At 68.0% G+C, this 20734-nt stretch carries 17 protein-coding genes; 6 read left to right on the plus strand and 11 right to left on the minus strand.

The features are described from left to right. Window positions 1-126: 126 nt before the first annotated feature. From QSK05_RS33035 to QSK05_RS33055, 5 genes are all read right to left on the minus strand, one after another. Window positions 127-651 carry an Imm1 family immunity protein gene (locus QSK05_RS33035; protein WP_285601335.1) on the minus strand — a complete coding sequence of 175 codons (525 nt, stop codon included), beginning with the start codon at window positions 649-651 and terminating at the stop codon, window positions 127-129. Next, complete coding sequence (locus tag QSK05_RS33040) at window positions 648-1556, minus strand: DddA-like double-stranded DNA deaminase toxin (RefSeq protein WP_285601336.1); 909 nt, start codon at window positions 1554-1556, stop codon at window positions 648-650. The genes QSK05_RS33035 and QSK05_RS33040 overlap by 4 nt, the downstream gene beginning before the upstream one ends. Before the next feature lie 575 nt (window positions 1557-2131). Further along, window positions 2132-3826, minus strand: a complete 1695-nt coding sequence (locus tag QSK05_RS33045) for a copper resistance CopC/CopD family protein (protein ID WP_285601337.1) — start codon at window positions 3824-3826, stop codon at window positions 2132-2134. Between the two features lie 308 nt (window positions 3827-4134). Beyond that, window positions 4135-4872 carry a DUF305 domain-containing protein gene (locus QSK05_RS33050; protein WP_285601338.1) on the minus strand — a complete coding sequence of 246 codons (738 nt, stop codon included), beginning with the start codon at window positions 4870-4872 and terminating at the stop codon, window positions 4135-4137. A gap of 48 nt (window positions 4873-4920) precedes the next feature. After that, a complete protein-coding gene (locus tag QSK05_RS33055; RefSeq protein ID WP_285601339.1) occupies window positions 4921-5667 on the minus strand; it encodes a hypothetical protein in 747 nt (248 codons plus the stop codon). 984 nt (window positions 5668-6651) lie between these two features. Between QSK05_RS33055 and QSK05_RS33060 the strand changes: the two genes are divergently transcribed. After that, window positions 6652-7806, plus strand: coding sequence for a PLP-dependent cysteine synthase family protein (locus QSK05_RS33060; RefSeq protein WP_285601340.1), 1155 nt, complete (start codon window positions 6652-6654; stop codon window positions 7804-7806). Continuing rightward, window positions 7803-9128 (plus strand): MDR family MFS transporter, encoded by a 1326-nt coding sequence (locus tag QSK05_RS33065; protein WP_285601341.1) that lies wholly within the window; start codon window positions 7803-7805, stop codon window positions 9126-9128. The genes QSK05_RS33060 and QSK05_RS33065 overlap by 4 nt, the downstream gene beginning before the upstream one ends. 240 nt (window positions 9129-9368) lie before the next feature. On the opposite strand, the gene QSK05_RS33070 is transcribed toward QSK05_RS33065, so the two are convergent. Further along, on the minus strand, window positions 9369-11771 hold the full coding sequence (locus tag QSK05_RS33070) for a heavy metal translocating P-type ATPase (RefSeq protein ID WP_285601342.1): 2403 nt from the start codon (window positions 11769-11771) through the stop codon (window positions 9369-9371). 465 nt (window positions 11772-12236) lie between these two features. Between QSK05_RS33070 and QSK05_RS33075 the strand changes: the two genes are divergently transcribed. The 3 genes from QSK05_RS33075 to QSK05_RS33085 all read left to right on the plus strand — a co-directional run bounded on the left by QSK05_RS33075 (window position 12237) and on the right by QSK05_RS33085 (window position 13969). After that, window positions 12237-12554 carry a DF family (seleno)protein gene (locus tag QSK05_RS33075; RefSeq protein WP_285601343.1) on the plus strand — a complete coding sequence of 106 codons (318 nt, stop codon included), beginning with the start codon at window positions 12237-12239 and terminating at the stop codon, window positions 12552-12554. 83 nt (window positions 12555-12637) lie between these two features. After that, window positions 12638-13153, plus strand: a complete 516-nt coding sequence (locus tag QSK05_RS33080; protein WP_285601344.1) for a bleomycin resistance protein — start codon at window positions 12638-12640, stop codon at window positions 13151-13153. Window positions 13154-13369: 216 nt separating this feature from the next. After that, complete coding sequence (locus QSK05_RS33085; RefSeq protein ID WP_285601345.1) at window positions 13370-13969, plus strand: cadmium resistance transporter; 600 nt, start codon at window positions 13370-13372, stop codon at window positions 13967-13969. Between the two features lie 179 nt (window positions 13970-14148). Here QSK05_RS33085 and QSK05_RS33090 read toward each other — a convergent pair whose 3' ends face one another. From QSK05_RS33090 to QSK05_RS33100, 3 genes are read right to left on the minus strand one after another with little or no spacing between them, the layout of a single operon-like run. Further along, on the minus strand, window positions 14149-16764 hold the full coding sequence (locus QSK05_RS33090) for a site-specific integrase (protein WP_285601346.1): 2616 nt from the start codon (window positions 16762-16764) through the stop codon (window positions 14149-14151). Between the two features lie 13 nt (window positions 16765-16777). Beyond that, on the minus strand, window positions 16778-17131 hold the full coding sequence (locus QSK05_RS33095; RefSeq protein ID WP_285601347.1) for a helix-turn-helix domain-containing protein: 354 nt from the start codon (window positions 17129-17131) through the stop codon (window positions 16778-16780). After that, window positions 17128-18318: a tyrosine-type recombinase/integrase gene (locus tag QSK05_RS33100; protein ID WP_285601348.1), complete on the minus strand. Its 1191-nt coding sequence runs from the start codon at window positions 18316-18318 to the stop codon at window positions 17128-17130. Before QSK05_RS33100 ends, QSK05_RS33095 begins: the two co-directional genes overlap by 4 nt. Window positions 18319-18522: 204 nt before the next feature. Here QSK05_RS33100 and QSK05_RS33105 point away from each other — a divergent pair, with 204 nt between their 5' ends. After that, window positions 18523-18849 carry a histone-like nucleoid-structuring protein Lsr2 gene (locus QSK05_RS33105; RefSeq protein WP_285601349.1) on the plus strand — a complete coding sequence of 109 codons (327 nt, stop codon included), beginning with the start codon at window positions 18523-18525 and terminating at the stop codon, window positions 18847-18849. Window positions 18850-18972: 123 nt separating this feature from the next. Here QSK05_RS33105 and QSK05_RS33110 read toward each other — a convergent pair whose 3' ends face one another. Both QSK05_RS33110 and QSK05_RS33115 read right to left on the minus strand, forming a co-directional pair. Then, window positions 18973-19623, minus strand: coding sequence for a 3'-5' exonuclease (locus QSK05_RS33110; protein WP_285601350.1), 651 nt, complete (start codon window positions 19621-19623; stop codon window positions 18973-18975). Window positions 19624-19738: 115 nt separating this feature from the next. Next, window positions 19739-20686, minus strand: a complete 948-nt coding sequence (locus QSK05_RS33115) for a hypothetical protein (RefSeq protein WP_285601351.1) — start codon at window positions 20684-20686, stop codon at window positions 19739-19741. Between the last annotated feature and the right edge of the window lie 48 nt (window positions 20687-20734).

The raw sequence follows: 20734 nt of genomic DNA on the forward strand, positions 1-20734 counted from the left end.
CGCATCTCGCGGGTGCTTCCTTGATCCTCGGGCTGATATTCCGTCGCAAGAACATCATCCCAGGTCAGCGGGCACCCGCGGCCTATTTTGCGGTGACATCACTCATGCTGGCCGGTGGATCCGGGCTCAGGGTTCAGGGTCGTTAAGGAAGGTTAAGCGAGTCCAGGACAGGGACGTTGTGCGTGATCCTTTTTCAAGGTACTCGATCAGAATGTTCTGGACGTCGGCGATGCTCAGGCGAAAAACGCTCGGAGGTAGCGAGTCGGCAGATCCAGCGTTGTCGAAGGTAATGTTTTCGTTGGGTGCAGCAAGGCTTGGGCTGGCGGCCTGGACTTCGTCGTCATCACCGAGCCATCGCAATCCGGCGCCGCGGGGGTCACCCACGATGGCCTCGATGAGCACTTCAGGTTCGGCCGGACCAGGGCCCCGTTGACGCATGGTTTGGGCGGACCAGATCTGCGTCATGCAGGCGATGCCTTCACGTAGGGCCTGCGTGTGGATGTTCGTCAGGACGTCGGCGAGTTCTTCACGCGTGGACACCCGGGCCTCGAAGGTCTCGTCGGTGTTCTCATCGCGCCCCCATTGCAGGACCAGCGGCGCTCGCTGGGGATTGCCTGCTTGGGGTGTCGGGGAGGGGGAAGGCATGGTCATGGCTGCGTCAGTTCTCCGGTTCCTCGGTAGGTTTTGAAGTGGGCGGTGCCGTGCTCGTCCGAAACGTACACGTGGAGCTGGGAATCGCGGGGCAGGATGTACGGCAGCAGCTCGTCGCAACCGAACTGATTACGGCAGGGCCGATTGTTGATGACCAGCACCGTTTCGTGGGAGTAGCGTCCCCGGCGCATCCCGGCCGCAACGTGGGACTCCACGTGAGACAGCAGCGCTGTCGCGCGACGTAGTCGGCGGTTCTGCAAGTTCAGGTCCTCGACCAGGCTCAAATCCTCACCGGACACCACCGGCGCTGTGTCTGAGCGAGGGTTGGCCGCGTCGAAGACCAGGCCGGCCGTCTTCTGCCCTTTCCCTGTCCGGATGGGAAGCCGGGCGCCTGCCGTCCGGACCCAGTCCGGCAGGCTCGCCCCCGGTCTCTCCGCATCCGCAAGGTCACTGTGGTGGGGAGGGGAAAGGTCTGGGGGGCGGCTGCCTCTCTGCTCGACGTTCGTCCCGAACTCTTGGGCCGCCTGTTGTTCCACCCCGACCCTGGCCTCTTCCTGCTCCACCAGTTCGATGGCGGCCAGGAAGTCATCCTTCTGCCCGCTGAGGGAGTCGGCGAAACCCTGGTGTGCGGGCATCGCCAGGGCGGCGGCCTCCTCTAGGGCTTGCGCTAGGTCAGCGAGCAGAGCCCCGGCTGTGGCCAGGTCCGCGCTGCACGCTGCCAGACGATTGCGGACACCTTCAACTGCGGGCTCAGCAGATAGCTGCTCGACGCTGGACACGGCGCTTTCGACGCCGACATGGGCTTCCTGGAGAGGATCAAGCATCGAGTACAGGCCTTCGCCGACCTGTTCAATGACCCAGGCAAGGCCATCCCATCCGTGGGCGAGAAAGTCCTCGGCGACCATCTCTGCACGTTCGCAGCTGTTCCGCAGGCGATGATCAAGGTCATTCAGAGTTTGCGGCAGCGCGCGCAGTACGTCGTCGATGCCCTCACCCCGTCGTCGCGATTCTCACGAATGATTGGTTTCGGAGAGTATCCGAACGATGACGCTATATAGGCATCGGGGCATGGCCGCCGCACGACTTTGCACGCCCACCTCATCGGATGAGTCTCGGATCGGAGCTGTTCTCGCGGTCCAGGCCGACGTCACCAATCCCGAACAGATGGACGCGTACGTCGCGGCGGCCCGCGCAGTACCTCTGGTGCTGCCGCATCTGCGGGCCGTCGGTGGCGGGGCGATCGTCACCGTGCTGGCGGTCAGCGGCACGGCGGCCGTAGGGAACTCCGTGCCCACGGCGGCTTCCCCGCGCTGCGGGTCTGGCACTGCCCACGTCGCTGTCCAAAGAGCTCGGGCCGGAATAGATCCGGGTCAACGCCGTGCTGATCGGCTCGGTCGCGAGTGGGCAGTGGCGCCGTACCGCGGTTGGTAACCGGCCTTATTCGTTCTCGCGGTATTCCCCGATTCCACTGGAGTGGTGGTCAGGACTGCGAGGCGACGAGGATCGCGGTGATCAGCAGGACGGCGATCATGACGGTGGCTTCGGCGGCGACGGTGCGTCGCAGGAGGCGGGCGGTGCCGGGGCGCCATGAATCGAGTGCGGGCAGGGCGTAGCGGTTGTTGACGTAGCCCATGATCGCGACGGTGGCGACCAGGCCCAGTTTGATGAGCATGATGCGACCCCAGGGGGTGCTGGTGAGGTCGCTCGGACTGTCGATGATGAGCAGGGTCAGGACGGTTCCGGCCAGGCCTGCGACGACGACGGCTGCGGTGGCGGGCACGGAGAAGCGGACGGCGAGTTCGCCTGCGCCGGTCGGCACTCCGGCTCGGGCGCGCACCAGGAGCAGGACAGCTAGCAGGACAACGCCGCCGACCCAGACGGCGGCTGCGGCGGTGTGGGCCAGGTCGGCTGTGGCGATCATTAGTCGTGGGCCGACGGAGGCGGTGTGCCCGTCGAACACGAAGGACACCAGCATCACGGTGCTGATCACGGCGGTCAGGGCAGGGCGCATCGGGACCCCGCGTACTCGCCCGGTGCGTACTGGAGGGGTCAGGATCAACTGGGCCGAGCGGCTGGCCCCTGGAGTGCCGCCGGTCATGGTCCTTTCCCTGTGAGGATGCTCGCCTCCGGCGGCTGGGAAGGACCGCGTACTGGGAGCGCTGGGTGCGCCCGGTAGCGCGGGGACGTCGTACGAGCGGCGGCCTCCGGTGCTGCGCGGTATGAGCTCCAGTGTCAGGACCATCGCTGTGCCGGCGGCTAGGCGCAGGCCGGTGGCCAGGGCCGGTGACCACGGCACCTGGGTGCCCGATGTCCACAGCAGGCAGGCCCCCTCGATGAGGGCGCCGAGCACGCACAGTCCTGCTGCCATCCGCACGACGTGTTCGGCCAGACGTACGTCGCCGGTGGCTCCGACCAGGGTGGTGATGACGATGACCAGCGCTCCCACGCTCACCAGGATCCCGGCGTAGGACATCCAGCGTGCCACCGTGGCCGCGGTGTCCGCGAGGGTGGATCCTTCGTCGTCGTCTGAAGCCAGGACAGCATCCAGGCCGGTATCGGGGCCGGCATCCAGGTCGGCACCGATCTCTGTGTCTTGGTCGTTCATCGTGTGCCCGGGCATCTGCGCGTGATCATCAGCGTTCGGGGCCGATTCCGGGGTCGACTCTGTGGCGCTGGCGTCGGTGGGCCTGTCCGAGGATGCTGGCGCAGAGGGTGCCGGGGAGGGGTCTGGGCTGGCTGTGTCGTTGGGGCTGGCTGCAGGTGCCTGGGCGACGCGGAAGGTGATGGTGCCGGACTTGGCGTGGGCGTCGCCGGCGCTGACTTTCCATTTGAGGCCGTAGCGGCTACCGGGCTCCAGGGCCGCGGTGGGGCGGATCTTCCAGGTCACGCCGTCATCGCTGGTATCAGCCTCGACAGGAACCGCCTGGCCGGCAGCGTTGTAGAGGGTGAACCCGTCGCCGGAGGGGGCGGCCGCCTTAGTGAAGGTGACGGTGATCGCCGCCGAGGGGTTCTTCAGAACCGTGCCGTCGGCCGGAGTGGTGGAGACCAGATCCAGGTGAGCGGCGGCCGGGAACGCCACCATCATGCTGGCGAAAACAGCCAGGATCAGCAGCAGCCACCGTCGTGGCCAGGGGGAACGGCCGGGGGAACGGCCGATAGTGGTTCGATCGTTCATGTCGCTCCTTGTCGGAGGGCCAAGGACGGCAGGTGGGACCGCTCAGCGATGTCGGTGTGTGCGTGCAGATGCCGACGACCCAGCTACCGGTGGTCGTGATCCGTGTGAGGTACTGCCGACGTGGTGCAGCCCGCCGGCACAGGGTGCGCGCAGAAAGCTGCCGGGCCACCAGATCCCGCAGATCGGGGAGTGGTGCCTCGCCGCCGGGGCGAGGCACCACTCAGCCCATCAACCCAGGACTGGTCTGCGACCACGTGTTTGAGCAGTGATGGATGCCCGTTCAGACTCAGTGTCGGAAGGGAGCATCCTCAGGCCAGTTCGGTGGCCAGGCTCTTGAGTTCGGCGATTTCCGTGGTCTGTGCGTCGATGACGGTCTGGGCCAGTTGTGTGGCCTGCGCATCGGTGCCGTCGGCGACCTCGGTCTTGCCCATGGCGACGGCACCTTCATGGTGCTTGATCATCATGTCGACCCACATCCGGTCGAAGTCCGCGCCGCTGGCGGCCTCGAGGTCGTCCATCTGCTCACTGGTCATCATGGAGTCCGCGTGGCCGGCGTCCCCGTGATCCATGCCCTCCATGGAATCGCTGCCCTCGGTGCTGGGAGCCGGCTGATTCCAGCTGGACAACAGGCCTGAGAGGGTCTGGATCTCTGGAGCCTGAGCGGCCTTGACCTTTTCGGCCAGGTCCTTGACCTTCGCACTGCTGGCCTTGGTCAGGGCCAGATCGGCCATCTCGACGGCCTGAGCGTGGTGAGGAATCATCCCGCTGGCAAAGGTGACATCGGCGTCGTTGAACCCCACACCCGGTTCTGCACTCCCCGCGCTACTGCCAGCACTACTGGCAGCACTACTGGTGCTGGTGGTGGGGCTGCTGGAGGTCGGCTCGTCGTCGCTGCCGCATCCGCTCAGGAGCAGGCCGGCGATGACGGGCAGGGCGAGGCAGGCATTGAGGGTCTTGAAATTGTGTGCTGTACGCATGCTGATGGAACCCTTCACGTTGAATGTCTCTGCTGGCACTGTGCTGATGAGGAACGCACCTGCGGCCATCGCGCCCGGTGATCGGGTGCGGGCGGCGTGTGCGTGCCTCGGGTCAGCTCAGGTGCGACTGATGCAGAGCTCCTGCAACGAGGGGCCTTGGATCGGCAGGCGGTACTGCCACGTTCTCCACCGGCCAGGGCCGCCGGAGGTCGGCACCGGGTGCAGGGCCAGGACCCACACCGTTCGGCGGGTGCCCAGGGCCAGCATGCTCAGCATCAGCAGCAGCAGCACCACACCTGCACCAGTGAGAACCGCCTGGCACATGGGGGTGCCCATGGGTACCGCCGGGCAGTGACCGGGCACCCAGTCCAGGCACAGCTCATGCCCGGAGACCTGCTCAGTGTGCTCACCACCGGTGTCGGTCAGGACAGCGCCCGCGATCCCAGGCCCCTGCACCGCCTGTTGCCCAGCTGTGCCCCGAACCACCGCGACGCCCGCCTGAGCAACAGATGGGCTGGCGCTCAGCTCGGCCGCCACGGAGGCAACCACATCATCGCCACCCTCGCTGCTCTGGACCCGATCGAGCTGGCTGGTCCGGCTGGTTTGGGCGGTCTGAGCGCTGTCGTTCTGGTGGTGGTCGCCGGAGTGGACGTGTGCGTCACCGTGCTGGGTACCGGTCGGCATGGCGGCGTGTGAGCTGTGGCCTGTGCTGAGAGCGTGCATGGCCAGGACTCCGGCCATGACGGTCCACACCACCAGCAACCCCAGCAGCCCTAGCTGGGCTCGGGCGCCCGCACGCGGGCACGCCCAGGCGGGCAGCCAGACGCCTGGCCCCCCGCCTCGTCGTTCCCCGGTCGCGGACATCGCCTCACACAGTAAGGGCAGAGGGAGGGTGCGCACACCTGGCACGGCTGGCACGGGGGCTCTCGGGGTATTGATGCACGACCGCCGCCGTGGTGCCCGCGTGGGGGTTGCTCGTTCCCCCGGCGCGCGTCCCGGCATGGCGCGAGGCAGGCTGCGCTCACTAGCCAGATGTGGGTGCGGCCGGACACGGGCACAGGGCGCATATCGCTGCATTTATTTGGCCGCAGGGCCGTCAGGCCGATAGGTTCGTCACCGTGCGCAATGTTATTCCTACTGCCAGTCATTGGACGTGGGGTTTGCCGGCTGGGCTGCTGAGCGCGCTGCTCGCGTTGTGCATGGTGGCCTGCCTCGTGCATGACGGGTCCGGATCGAGCGAGCCAGACCCGCGCGTACTGCCGGCCGTGCCCTCGGCGGCGGAGCTCCGCGTGGTGGCCGACGCTCCGATAGGCGACAGCCAGGGCAACCACGCCGGGGAGGGTGGATCGGGGCACTCCCACGGGCCGGGGCCGGGCGGTCCCGGCGGCTGTGAAGTCTCTTCATCTCCGCCAGGACTCACGGTCCACGGCGTTGACCTGGACCAGCATGAGGGTGAGCAGGTAGGCGAGTGGGCGGACGGCGCTGGTAACGGCAACCGGCCCCTGCCAGTACGCCCCCCATGGGGGACGGGGACGTGGGGTCCTGATACCAGCGCCCGCTTGTGTGTCTGGCGGATCTGAGCGGACCAGGCCTCACGTCTTCACCAACTCCCGGCCCTACCTGAGCACGCCTTCGAGGTTGATGGCTGCGGGCCCTGCCCTGCGAGCCATGCCTGCGGGTCATGCCGGCTGTCACCCCGGGCCTTCGTCTGCCCTGAGAGGGAGGCGCCGGTCGGGTGCTGTTGCGAGCAGCACGCTGCTGCCCGGGGCGCCTATGGGGTTGAAGCGGAGTTGGTGCACCCCATTCCCCTATGTCACGGCCGCGTTTGGCGCGGTCAAGGAAGCGATGATGCACACGTTCTCTGTTGCTCAGCCCCTGGATGCCCACGACCTGCAGGTGGCCCCGGGCCAGCTGCTGACCCGTTCGGCCGCAGTCCCCAGTCACTCCCCGGAAGCACTGGTCGGGAATACGCCGGTGCTGTGGATCGATGCCCCGTTCAACGGTGCTGATCGCGGTTTCTGGGCCAAGCTGGAGGGCTGTAACCCTGGTGGGATCAAGGACCGGACCGCCCTGTACATGATCGACCGTGCCCGCCGGCGCGGCGAACTACGCGAGGGCGCCATGGTGATCGAGTCGACCAGCGGCACCCTGGGTCTGGGGCTGGCGCTGGCCGGGACGGTGTACCGGCATCCGGTGACCTTGGTCAGTGACCCGGGGATGGAACCGATCATGCATCGGCTGTTGAGCGCCTACGGCGCCCGGGTGGAAACCGTCACCCGACCCCACCCGGTCGGGGGCTGGCAGCAGGCCCGCCGTGAACGGGTCGCGCAGCTGATGGCCGCCCACCGGGAGGCCTACAGCCCGGATCAGTACAACAACCCGGACAACGTGTCCGCCTACGCGGGGCTGGCCCACGAGCTCATCGCCCAGCTGGGACGCATCGACGTCCTGGTCGCCAGCGTGGGAACCGGCGGGCACTCGGCCGGGGTGGCGCAGGTCCTGCGCCGGTACTTCCCGCAGCTGCGGGTGGTCGGTGTGGACACCATCGGCTCGACGATCTTCGGTCAGCCGGCCCGGCCGCGGGTCATGCGTGGCCTGGGCAGCAGCATCTATCCGGGCAACGTCGCCTACGAGCAGTTCGCCGAGGTCCACTGGGTCGCCCCCACCGAGGCGGTCTGGGCCGCCCGGGCGCTGGCTCGCGCCCAGTACGCCACCGGAGGGTGGAGCGTGGGGGCCGTCGCCCTGGTCGCGGGATGGCTGGCTCGCACCCTGCCCGCAGAGACGCGGATCGCGGCGATCTTCCCCGACGGGCCGCAGCGCTACTTCGACACCATCTACAACGACGACTACTGCATCGCCCACGGCCTGGACCTGGACGTGGCACCACCCCAGGAGCCGGCGCAGATCACCCACCCGCACTCCAGCGAGGTGAGCAGCTGGACCCGGTGCACCACCATCATCAACCCTGCCGCGTCCTCTAACGTCCCGGTGAACCCGGCATGATGGCCACGATCAGCCAGGCCCGCTCCTTCGAGCGGCCGGTGCAACTGCTGTTCCTGAACCAGTTCACCATCAACATCGGTTTCTACATGCTGATGCCGTACCTGGCCGCGCATCTGTCCGGTGACCTGGGCCTGGCCGCGTGGCTGGTGGGCTTGGTCCTGGGCGTACGCAACCTGACCCAGCAGGGGATGTTCCTGATCGGGGGGACCCTGGCTGATCGCCTGGGCTACAAGCGGCTGATCGTGGCCGGCTGCACCCTGCGCACCGTCGGGTTCGCGCTCCTGGGATTTGTCGACTCCTTACCGGCGCTGATCGTGGCCTCAGCGCTCACCGGGTTCGCGGGGGCGTTGTTCAATCCGGCCGTGCGCGCCTACCTGGCCCACGACGCGGGCCAGCGACGTACCGAGGCCTTCGCCGTGTTCAACGTCTTCTACCAGGCCGGGATCGTCATCGGCCCCTTGCTGGGTGTGCTGCTGACCGGGATCTCCTTCCAGCTCACCTGCACCGTGGCCGCGGCCGTGTTCGCGGGCCTGACCGTGTTGCAGGCTCGCGCCCTGCCCGACCGTCGCCCTGAACGAAGCGACCCGGGAACGACAGGATTCTCGGTGCTCACCGACTGGCGCGCGGTGAGCGCCAACCGCGGGTTCCTCCTGTTCTCCCTGGCGATGATCGGTTCCTACGTGCTGTCCTTCCAGGTCTACCTCGTCCTGCCCCTGCAGATCCGGCGCCTGGCTCCCGACGAGCACTCCGCCACTCTCGGGGTCGGGGCGCTGTTCGTCGTGTCCGGGGTCCTGGCCGTGGCCACTCAGGTCCGCATCACCGCCTGGTGCCGACGCCGCTGGAGCCCGGGTCAGGCCATCACCCGTGGCCTGGCCCTGATGGGGGTGGCCTTCACGCCCCTGCTCCTGGCCGATCTGCTCGCCCCCACGAGTGGGCCCGCCGGGGCGGCCACCGGATCCAGGAGCTGGCCGGGCCTGGCACTGGTTTTCATGCCGGTGCTGGCAGCAGCGGTGATCCTGACCCTGGCCACCCTCATCGTCTACCCCTTCGAGATGGACACCATCGTCAACCTGTCCGGTAACCGGCTGGTCGCCACCCACTACGGCCTCTACAGCACCGTCTCCGGGATCGGTATCACCGCCGGGAACCTCGCCACCGGCGCGGCCCTGGACACCGCCGACACCTGGAACACCCCCGCGCTGCCCTGGCTGGCCCTGAGCATCCTGGGCGTCGCCTGCGCCTGGGCCATCCACCGCCTGAGCTGCGCAGGCCTGCTCACCCTCGGCCCTCCTCCGAAAACGCCACTCCGCATGCCCAGCTGAGGAAATCACCGGCTGTGGGATACCCCCCTAGGGGTATCCCACAGCCGGCAGACACGAGGCGATGCTCAGGGAGACGCCCCGGGAAAGGCCCCATGCCGCAGCTCTTCACCCGTCGGCGCGACCCGCCGTAGGCGCAGTCAGGCTGGCTCTGAACGGGCTGGTGCCACCACCGGGTGGACTCCTGAGCGGGCTGGGCTGCGGAGCGGGTCGCGTCCCTGGCCCTGGGCGTGAGGCGGTCGGTTAGATGTGCTGGGTGCGCAGGCGCAGGGCGTTGCTGATGACGCTGACCGAGGACAGGGCCATCGCGGCGGCCGCGATGATCGGTGAGAGCAGAAGTCCGAACGTGGGGTAGAGGACCCCAGCCGCGATCGGGATGCCGGCGACGTTGTAGACGAACGCGAACATCAGGTTCTGGCGGATGTTGCTCATGGTTTTCTGGGAGAGGTGCCGGGCGCGGACGATGCCCAGCAGGTCCCCGCCGAGCAGGGTCACTCCGGCGCTTTCGATGGCCACGTCGGTGCCCGAGCCCATGGCCAGGCCGACGTCGGCCGCGGCCAGGGCGGGGGCGTCGTTGACGCCGTCACCGGCCATCGCCACGACCCTGCCTTCCTCGCGCAGCTTCCTCACGATGTCGCTCTTGTGCTCGGGCAGTACCTGCGCCTCGACCCGGTCGATCCCCAGGCGCCGGGCCACCGCCTCGGCGGTGACCCGGTTGTCGCCGGTGAGCATGACGACCTCGATGCCCTCCTCACGCAGGGCGGCCAGCGCCGCAGGGGTGCTCGCCTTGACGGGGTCAGCGATCGCGAGGATCCCGGCGAGGGCCTGATCGACGCCGACGTAGATGACGGTCCCACCATCGGCGCGCAGCTCATCGGCGTGGGCGTCCAGTCCACGGGTGTCGATGTGGTGCGAGGTCAGGAAGTCGGCGCTACCCAGCACCACGGCGCGGTCCTCGACCAGGCCCTGTACACCTCGCCCGACCGGTGAGTCGAAGTCCCGCACCTCAGGGATGACGAGTTCGCGGTGCCCGGCGGCGTCCAGGACAGCCCGGGCCAGAGGATGTTCCGAGGCGCGCTCGACCCCGGCGGCCAGGCGCAGGACTTCGTTCTCCTCGAAACCGGCCGCGGGCACGATGGAGGTGAGGACGGGGTGTCCCTCGGTCAGGGTGCCGGTCTTGTCCACGACCAGCGTGGTGACCTTCTCCATCCGTTCCAGGGCCTCGGCGTTCTTGATCAGGACGCCGAGCCCGGCGCCGCGCCCGACCCCTACCATGATCGACATGGGGGTGGCCAGACCGAGGGCGCAGGGACAGGCAATGATCAGAACCGCCACAGCCACGATGAGGGCATGGGCCAGCCTCGGGTCAGGTCCGACCAGGGCCCAGACGAGGAACGCGGCGGCGGCGACCGCGATCACCACGGGAACAAAGACTCCGGCGACGCGGTCGGCCATCCGCTGGATCGGGGCCCGCGACCGCTGGGCCTGCGCGACCATCGCGACGATCCGCGCGAGCATCGTGTCGGCACCGATCTTCTCGGCGCGCATGACCAGCGCGCCGCTCTGGTTGATGGTGCCCCCGATCACCGTGTCGCCGGCGGTCTTGGTGACCGGCATCGACTCCCCGGTCACCAGGGCCTCATCGACCACCGACCTGCCCTCGGCCACGACGCCGTCGACGGGGACCTTCTCACCGGGGCGCACCCGCAGCTGGTCACCGATCTGGACGTCCGCCAGGGCGACCTCCTCGTCCGTGCCGTCCGCGGTGAGACGCCGTGCGGTCTTGGGGGTCAGGTCCAGCAGCGCCTTGATCGCGCCGGAGGTCTGCTCCCGGGCCCGTAGCTCCAGGACCTGCCCGAGCAGGACCAGGACGGTGATGACGGCGGCGGCCTCGAAATAGACATCGACGGTCCCCACGGAGGTCATCTCGCTCATCGCCTCGGCCGCGCTCATGTCCTCAGCGGTACGGAAGGAGGCGGGGAAAATACCCGGCGCAAGGGTGGCGATCACGCTGTAGACCCAGGCGACGCCGGTCCCCATCGCGATCAGCGTGAACATGTTGAGGTTGCGGGAGCGGACCGAGGCCCAGCCGCGCACGAAGAACGGCCACCCGCACCACAACACCACCGGGGTGGCCAGCACCAGCTGGACCCAGACCGAGACCGTCGCCGGGATCAGGTCGTGGACCCAGTCGAACAGGTGCCGGCCCATTTCCAGCGCGAACACTGGCAGGGCCAGCACCAGACCGACCCAGAACCGGCGGGTCATGTCGATCAGCTCATGACTGGGCCCGGTGTCCGCGCTCACCGTGACCGGCTCCAGCGCCATCCCGCAGATCGGGCACGCACCCGGACCGGACCGGCGGACCTCAGGGTGCATCGGGCAGGTGTATTCCCCCGCCTGCGCCGCGTTCACGGCAGCGAGGTCGGGCCCAGGTGCGCGATGCCTCACATCGTGGCTCGTTGCGCCCGTGTACTGATCGGGGTCGGCCTCGAACGTGGCCTGGCAATGCGCGGAACAGAAGTGGTAGCTGCCCCCGTCGTGCTGGGCGACGAACGGGCCCGACGGATCGATGCTCATCCCACAGACCGGATCGGTGACGGCCGACAGGCCGATGCTGCCGGGCACCTCGGTGTGACTGCTCATGCCACCCACACTAATCGCATACCCCCAGGGGGTACCAGGGCCTGAGGTATGTGACCCTCGCCTACCGGATGAGCGCGTCAAGCCGTCGGCGTGCGCGGTGCACGCCATCCTTGAACTTGCACACCCCCGACGGTGTTGACGGCTATCGCAGACGCCCCAGGTCAGGACCGTTCCAGACGGTGCCCCAGACGGTGTTCCATAAAGTCGTCCCGGAACGGCCGCACGGTCAGCTTTCGGTGCGGCCGAGTCCGGGACGTGAGGTGGCCTGGGCCGGCGCATCGTGATTGAACTCGACCGGGAGTACGCGACTGCAGATGCGCGCCGTCCTCAAGGAACATGACCGGCGAGGAGGAGGCGGGGACTCACCCCGCGACAGCGTGAGCCACCAGGGTCGAGATCGCCGGGAAGGGTTGGTAGTTCGCTTTATCACGTCCGGGGCGGTGCCCTGGGTGAGACGATCGGGTGGTGCTGATTCAGGTCGTGTACTTCGAGGGCTGCCCGAACTGGCAGATCACCCATCGCCGGTTGCTCACCGCGCTGGAGGCGACCGGGCACGCCGGCGTCACCGTCGACCTGGTCGCGGTGGGCTCGCCTGAAGCGGCTGCCGCCGCCGGGTTCGCGGGTTCGCCGACCGTGCTGGTCGACGGTCGGGACCTGTTCCCCGACGCCGCGCCGGTCACGGAACTGGCCTGCCGCGTGTACCGGAGCCCGCAGGGTTTGAGCGGATCACCCTCTCCCGAGGTGCTGGTCGCGGCGCTGAACGATCTGCCCACCGCAGTGTGAGGACCCCCGCCATGAGCACCACCGACCGTCCCGGGCACGACACGTCGTCATCGCACCTAAGGTGCGGCTGCTGCGGACGCAGTATGCCCGGCGACCGGTTGGCCGAGCTCGGCGACACCCCCGGTGTTCACATCTGCGCCGGTTGCGCCCTCTGGGCCGCGCGCCGCGCCTCTCGCCTGCCTGACCTGCACCGGCTCACCCATGCGGTCGGCCACCTGGCCCGCTGGCGTCCTGGCCGTCAGCGGGGCGCTGGCACGGTGAACTCCACCATCCCGATCCTGCCCAGCGCTGACCTCGACCGCACCATCGCGTTCTGGCAGCACCTCGGGTTCGACGTCGCCGACCGGTACGACGGCTATCTCGTCACCCACGCCGGCGGCGTCGAGATCCATTTCAGCCGCAACCATGACGCCCCCGCCGAAGGGGGCCCGGCCCAGGTCTTCATCCATGTCCACAACGCCGCAGCCCTCTTCGCGCGCCTCACGGGCGAGCACGTCGCCGGGCTGGAGCCCTTGCAGGACCAGGACTACGGACTTCGTGAGTTCGTCATCACCGACCCCGACGGCAACCGGATCCGCATCGGCAGCCCTCTGGACTGAAATCTCCGGCGTCTCACTTCCTTGGAAGTGGACGACGTCCGGTGGGGTCGACGCCGATCGACAACACCCAGGTCAGGGCCGTTCCAGACGTTGTCCCGGACGTGCGTCCGGTGGAGCGCATCCAGCCCCAGAGCTCTGCCTGTGCGTGCTGGTCGACGTCACGGCCCGATCGCTACGGTTTGCGCCCGTATCCGATCTTCAGAGACGAGCTGAGCTGTGAACCTGGGCATCGTTGGGCAGGCCATCGGCCTGTTCGCGGTCACGAACATCGACGACATCCTGGTGCTCGCGTTGTTCTTCGGCCAAGGTGCCGGGCATCCGGGAGCAGCTCGCTCCATCGCGATCGGGCAGTACCTGGGCTTCGCCGCGATCCTGGGCGCTGCGGGCGCGGCGGCCTTCGGGGCCACCTTCCTGCCCGAGTCGGCGATCCCCTACCTCGGACTGGTGCCGCTGCTGCTGGGGCTGCGGGCAGCCTGGGCAGCTTGGACTGATCGCACCGGCATCCAGGATGACGACTCCGAGCCCGCGCAGGATCCACCCCGGGCACTGGAGGTTGCCGGGGTGACGTTCGCCAACGGCGGCGACAACATCGGTGTCTATGTCCCGGTCTTCGCCACCGCCGGCATCGGTGGAATGAGCGTCTACACCGTCGTTTTCCTCGTCCTTGTGGCCGTCTGGCTCGCGGCCGGACGGTACTTCGCCACCCGCCCTATCGTGGCCCGGGCCTTGAGCCGGTGGGGACACATCCTGATGCCGGTCGTCCTGGTCGGCATCGGCCTGGCCATCCTCATCGAGGGCGGCGCCTTCGGCCTGTAAACGGCCCCACCATGAACCTCTGACGATCACCTCATGGTGACGGCATTGTCGCGGGGACGATCATTCACCACGGCAACCCCGGCTCTTGTGCCGCCTCGCGGTCAGCGACGGCCGGCTGCGGTTCCCGAGGCGATCGGGGACTGCGGTGCCGGGCCCGGGACCAGGCGACGTGGTCGTAGCTATGCAGGGTGGGGTTGCTCTGGTAACCGGATGTTGATCATGTCGGTGACTGCAGCGGCGTAGGTGCTGGTGTTGGCTCCGATGGCGGTCGACCAGGCCACGCAGGTGGCGACGTTCAGGCCGGTCAGGCGTGCGAGCACGGCTGGGGGCAGCTGCTGGGTGAGGGCGTTGAGGGCGCCGGCCCGTGCTTGTCGTGGTGGGACGCCGGCCTTTTTCAGGCGCAGGTTGAGTGTCGTTGCGTTGAGGTGGTGACCGGCGCGGTAGCTGGGGAACAGCCACCGGTCGTCGCGTCCGCTGGTGAACATGCGCCGTGCGGTGCGATCGTCGGCGGCCTGCTGGGCGAAGGGGGCCAGCTCCAGTGGCAGCACCAGCGGGGCCGATCCCAGGTTGATCACCACGGCGTCGTTGCTGGTGGTGATCTGCTGGGGGCGTAGTCGTACGATCTGGGCTGCGCGCAGCCCGAAGATCAGCATGAGACCGGCAGCAAATTTGAGGTGGGCCTCGATGCTGGGGTCGGCGGTGATGCCGGCGATCAGCCGCCACCGTTCTGCATCGCTGATCGGATGCGGGTTGCGCCCGGCCGAGGGACGCACCGGGGCGCTGAGGGACTGGGTGTGGTCGTGGCGGCTGGTCCAGGCCAGGAAATGGTGCAACGGGGCGGGAGCCTGCGCCTGCCGGCGATCGATGTGGTGCTGGGAGAGGGCTTGCAGGCTCAGCCCTTGCTGCTGTGCCCAGGTGAGGAGTTCCAGGGCAACGGTGATCTCGTTACGGCGCCAGATGAGTTGAGCGGCGCGTACCGGGCTCGCGTCGGGTCGGTGTGCCGCGGCGCGTAGTTGGCGTAGGTGACGCCAGCGGACGTACTGGGTCAGGACGCGATGCTGGTCAGGGTCGGTGAGGGTGGCCAGGGCCTGGGTGGTCCATGCCTCGAACCGGGCCAGTGATTCATCGCGCCAGGGCAGCAGGCCGTGGTCGACCAGGAGCGAGCGGACCGGGCTGGTCTGTCGACGGCTTCCGGCGTCATCGAGGTGGGCGTGGGTGCGTAAGTGCTGGTGGCGTAGGAGTTCTCCCAGCAGGGTGCAGGCCAGGGTTCCGTGCTCGAATGCGTAGATGATCTTGCGGGCTGGGCCGGTGAGGCATGCCTGGCGCAGGCGTGCGATGGCTTCGTCGGTGGCGGCGAGGTCATCAGGGATCAGCTGGAGAATGATGTTCTCGGCGCGGCATCGCGGGCAGAGCTTGCCGACCAGGCGGGTCACCGTGGCGCAGCGGGAGCAGGGGCGGAAGGTCTCGGGCTGTTTGGGGTAGCAGGTCGGGCAGTACGGGCGCTGGTCGATGCGTCCGTTCACGATCCGATCGGCGCCGCAGCTGGTGCAGGTCTCGATGATCGGTGGTGTGCAGGCCCAGCACAGGTAGCCCTCCCCGCCGGGGTCGCGTTTGTGGCGCAGGCGGATTTCCCCACAGCTGCGACAGGGGTGGCGAGGGCTGGCGCACAGGTCGCAGACAGCGCGGGTCGTGCCGGCCCACCGGCAGTGGCGGCGGTTTCCGCAGATCGTGCAGACGTCCATCTGGGCCTGGCTGGTACAGGACAGGCAGATGGCCTGATCGGTGCCGGCGAATCGACAGGCGCCGATGGTGGCGCACCGGGTGCACCGATCCAGCTGCGCGGCCGTGCGGCAGGTGGAGCACAAGGGCCCCTGGCCTGCGCGTTCACCGTGGTAGGCGATGAGTCGCCAGGCGCCGCACCCGGAACAGTGCGCTTTCTGGTCGGGCAATTGATTGGTGCATCGCTGGCATAGCCGGGTTCCGTCGCTGAGGACGCGCTCGATGTTGGCCAGGTCCCCGCACATGCCGCAGGTGCGGGCGTGGGCTGCGCGGTAGCAGCGGCGGCAGGAGATCCGCCTCTGAAGGCGTTCGGTGAGGGTGCGCGTGCTGGGGCAGTGTCCGCAGGTGCGCTGCGGTAGCCGGGCGCCGTGCTCACGCAGCAGGTCGTAGAACGCCGCGAACAGGTTCGAGCCTGCTGCCGGATCCTCGAACCATGGCCCGCCATGGACCTGCAGTTCGAGCATGAGACGAACGTGACGATCAGCCGACACCGCGGCAAGGGCTGCGCCGATCTTGGCCGCGGCGATGCGCCGGTGCCGTCTGGTGGCAGCCACGATCGCCTCGGGTGCGGCGGGTTTCATGGTCCGCCAGCACTTCTTGCAGTAGTCGCAGCCGTCGGGGCCGGATGCGATCTGGACCTGCTTGTGGCATCTGGAGCATTCACCACGTCGCTGCTGGAGTAGGCGGGCGCAGGCGGCGCAGCTGCGCCCGGCCGGCAGCAGTCGCAACAGCACCTTCACCTCGCCACAGGTCGCGCACCGCGGCTGGTGCACGCTCTGGGCGCCGGCTGCGATCAGCTGCAGGATCAGTCGTTGCACGGCCGGTGGCGTGTGCGGGTTCTGCTCCGTCAGCAGCGCTGGGGACCGCTTCAGCTGATCATGTGTGCGCACGGCCAGCGGATGCCGGCGGCCGAACACGATCGTGACGACCTGCCGGATCCGCTCGTGGGTCAGCGACCGTTCCACCGCGACGATCTGCAGGGTGATCGCTTCAAGGACCTCTCCCTGCGGCCCCATCACCTCACCCTCCTCATGAGGGCGGGGGGAGGATCTGGGCGCGGCGAGGGCGCAGCCCGCTGTCGCGCAGACGCTGCGTACCGTCCTCACGGGCCAGAGGCTCAGCATCATCCGTGCCGGTGACCGCGTTCACGCCCAGCGCCTGGCGGGGAGCCAGGTCCTCGAAGGTGCAGTCGAAGATGTCCAGCAACGCGATCAGCGCCTGCATGTTCATCCGCTCAGGCTTCTCGGTGACCAGCCGGTATACCTGGCTGGCCGACAGATGCACGCCTCGCTCGGCCAGCAGCGGGATCAGTTTCGTGGTCGAGAACATCCCGGCCGCGCTCATCACCTCCCGCAGCCGCCACTCGAACCCGATCAGTGTCACCTCGGCGCTCCCTTGCTCGTGCCATCTGGTCTGGAGGCTGATCCACCGGCCGATTGAGAGGCTGGTTTGGTGGCCTCGATGGCCTGGGCCATCATCGTGTTCATGTACCGCGTGCTGACGCCCGTGTAGATCGCGGTCGTGGACTGGTGCAGGTGCCCGACCTGCCGCTGCACGAAGCCCGGGTCGACGCCGTCCTCGATCAGGTGCGTGACGTAGGAATGGCGCAACGCGTGCGGGCTCAGCACCTTGTCCAGTCCCCAAGTTGTTCGGTAGGAAGCGAACCGGTCCGATAGTTCCCTCGAACGCAGCCGCCCACCACGCTCGGTGATCCACAGCGCCGGTGTGGGATCGCGGATCATGAGCGGGCGGACCTGCTCGACGTACTCCTGCAGCGCCTCGATCGCCCACCCGAACAACGACGCGACGGCCCGGCGCTTGGCCGCACCGCCGCGGGAGGCCTTGCCGTGACGGACCTGGAGAATGCCGTACTCACCGAACTGCGGGGCCTTGACATTGCGGTAGAAATCACCCACGTCCAGGCTGACGGCCTCTGTGGAGCGTAAACCCCAGGCGTAGGTCACTTTCAGCAGTGTCGCGTCCCGGAAAGCCGGAAGGGCTCCCTTGCGGCGGGTGTCCAGCAGCCGGGAAACCTCCGCGTCGGCGTGATCGAACAGCTGCTGCAGCTCAGTGCGGGTCAGCGGCCGTCGGCCGGGGCGGCCCTCGTAGTCCTGCAGATGCGCCAGCGTGTTCCACTCGTGGCAGACCTGCGTGGGGTGGGAGGCGAACCGCTCCATGCACTGTTCGGCCCAGCCGTAGTGCGGTGAACAGACGTAGTCGCAAAACGCCCGGACAGCAGCCTGATACGTGCGGATGGTCGAGGGCATCAGCGTCCGGCCCGAGACCAGCAGCGTCATCCATTCATCGAAGTCCGCCGCCGACCACTGCCACGGCATCGCGTTGGTATACGCCTGGAAACGACGCACCACCGACGCCGCTGACTTCACCGAATCCTCCCGCAGACGCCGGCCGCCGATCTGCTGCATCCGCCAGCCCTCGACCATGGCCTCGAAGACGGCCTCCGGCTCGTTCAGGAAGGTGACATCGGGCGCCAGGTACAGCGTCGACGTGCCATGCGGAGCGCCCCCACCACCCACCAATATCGCCCCCCTGGCGCACGAATCCTGCATCTGATGCAACAGTAGAGCATCCGGCGGACTATTCGAGCACGCAGAGGATCGACCTGTAATCTCTGCGTTAGATCACTGGGCGGCCTGCGGGGCAAGAAATCGTGCATCACATGCAATACCGCGGGGAAACAGCAGCAGAACCGGTATAGATGCCCTATGGCGTGGAGAGTTGACTTCCCACGGTGTTCTCAGGACGATCCGGCCATGGCATCCAGGGTCACCGTTGAGCTTCTTGACGATATCGACGGCAAGAAGGCAGCAGAGACCCTCGTCTTCGGCATCGATGGTCAAGAGTTCGAGATCGACCTGTCCGAGAAGAACGCCAAGGCTCTGCGGAACGCTTTTGAGTCGTACGCGAGCGCCGGTCGACGAGTCAGTGGCCGCCTCACCCGGAGCAACGCCCGACCGATCGCCACCGGCGTGGACAACAAGGCCGTCCGGGCATGGGCCTCCTCCAACGGCATCGAACTCTCCAGCCGCGGCCGTATCCCGGCCGAGGTCATCGACAAGTACCGAGCAGCCGGGAACTGACACCCAGCTCAGCGACCCGGCTCAGTTCCAGCCCCCGCCGGACCAGGGACCTACTCAAGGGCTACCCATCCGTGCGGAAGGTATCACCGGTCGAACCGCTGGCCCTAGAGCATGAATCTTGCGTCAGGGGAACAGTTCTTCCTGGAAAGGCTGGGCAGCTTTCGCCGGATACCCGGCGTCCTTGCACAGGTCGCTGAGGCTGCGCCACGGGCCCTCTCTCAGCATCTGCACGAAGAGCGTGGCCGTGACCTGGACGTCGGGCATGGCCCGGTGTCGGTCGTGGGGCCGGGGAATGTTCAGGTGCAGCAGGAGCATGTCCAAGCGGTGCGTGGGCAGCTGGGGGTACACGATGCGCGCCATCCGTACCGTGTCCAAGACCATGGTCGCGGCCAGTCGTGGGCAGGCATCGCGGTAGTCGTAAAGGATGCCCGCCTCGGTGGGCGCGTGGTGGGCCACCAGGAGGTACGGCGGTTGCATCAGCGTGGCGTCCAAGCGGGACAGGACGGTCCGGGCCGGTGGCTGGCCGACGAGCATGGCGGCAGTGATGCCGGTCCGGTCGGTACCCATAGGGGTGAGGGGTGCGTGGACCGGAGGGCACATGAGGGCCTGGAACTGATCGCCGCGCTGCAGCCGCCCGTCCTTGAGACCGATCTGCACGACGGCAACATCAATGGGTTCAGGCCGGTAGCCTTTCGGCGTAGTGCCCTCAAAGTCTATGACGACGAAAGTTGTTTCCTGGAAATCCTTGTCGTCCCTGAGATGCGTGCCCGACATGGCGCCCCGTTCCGCTGGTCTTAAGTCACGTGGAAGTAGACATCCGGCAACCCGCCGTCTGCACATGCTTTCGGTAGTCCGTGTTCGTAAGACCGGCTGGCTCTCGCGGTCAGGCTTACCGTTTCTGGCTCCAGTACGCGGGTAGCTCGACCTTCAGAATGTTGGCGAATTCGCGACGCAGCAGGGCCAGGTCGAGGGGGCCACCGGCCAGCTGGGCGGTGAGCTGGTCGATGGGCCAGGACGCGAGGTAGCCGAAGCGGGTGGAGTAGATCGCCAGGCTGTGCAGGGCGAAGGCGTCGGAGTAGTCCATCAGCGCGTACCCCAACAGCTGGTCCAGATCGGCGTGAGGCAGGCTGGCGGCCCGGGTGCCGTTCTGGCGGGGGTTGCCGCCCTGGCTGGCCTTGAAGTCCACCAGCACGCCGGCGGCGATGAGGTCGGCGTCAGCGTTCAGGTCGTGGCTGCCCTCGAACGTCATCCCGGTGTGGACCGGGCCGGGCGGGAGCGCGGGCAGAAGCCGTTCGCGGGCCAGGTCGCGCATGGCGATCAGGTCGGCGACCTCAGCGTCGGTGCACAGGTCCAGGAGCTCGCGTGGGCTGCTGGGGGGGCTGAGCAGCATCAGCCGGGAGTGCTCCACCCCGGCCGGGGCCATCCGCGCCCCTTCGACCAGGAGTGCCAGCGCGTAGGACAGCCGCGCCCACCACTCATCGGGTAGGTCAGCGACCCGGGTGGGGTCCATCGCCGCCACCGTCGCCGAGCCCGGCTCAATGACCCCGACCTGGGCCAGCAGCCGAAGCCCGGGTTTGACGAAGGGACGACCACGGTGGCGGGTCAGCCCGGCCAGGGCCAGCTCCAGGCGCGGTGCGGGGTCGATGAGGAAACGCAGCCACCAGTCGATGGCACCTCCCTGGGTGCCCAGCACGGCCCCGGCGGGCGGAGGCACCAGGATCGGCCCGGCGCCGGCACGGAACGCGGTCTGGACCTCCCGGTGATGCGGGAAGCGCTCACGCAACCACACGGCCACCGGGCTGCGGGGATCCTTGATCTCGTACGTCAGAGCAGACATGCCGCGGAAGCTACCGGGCGCCACCGACAGAATACGTTCCGCGACCAC

Source organism: Kineosporia sp. NBRC 101731, assembly GCF_030269305.1.
Lineage (GTDB): Bacteria > Actinomycetota > Actinomycetes > Actinomycetales > Kineosporiaceae > Kineosporia.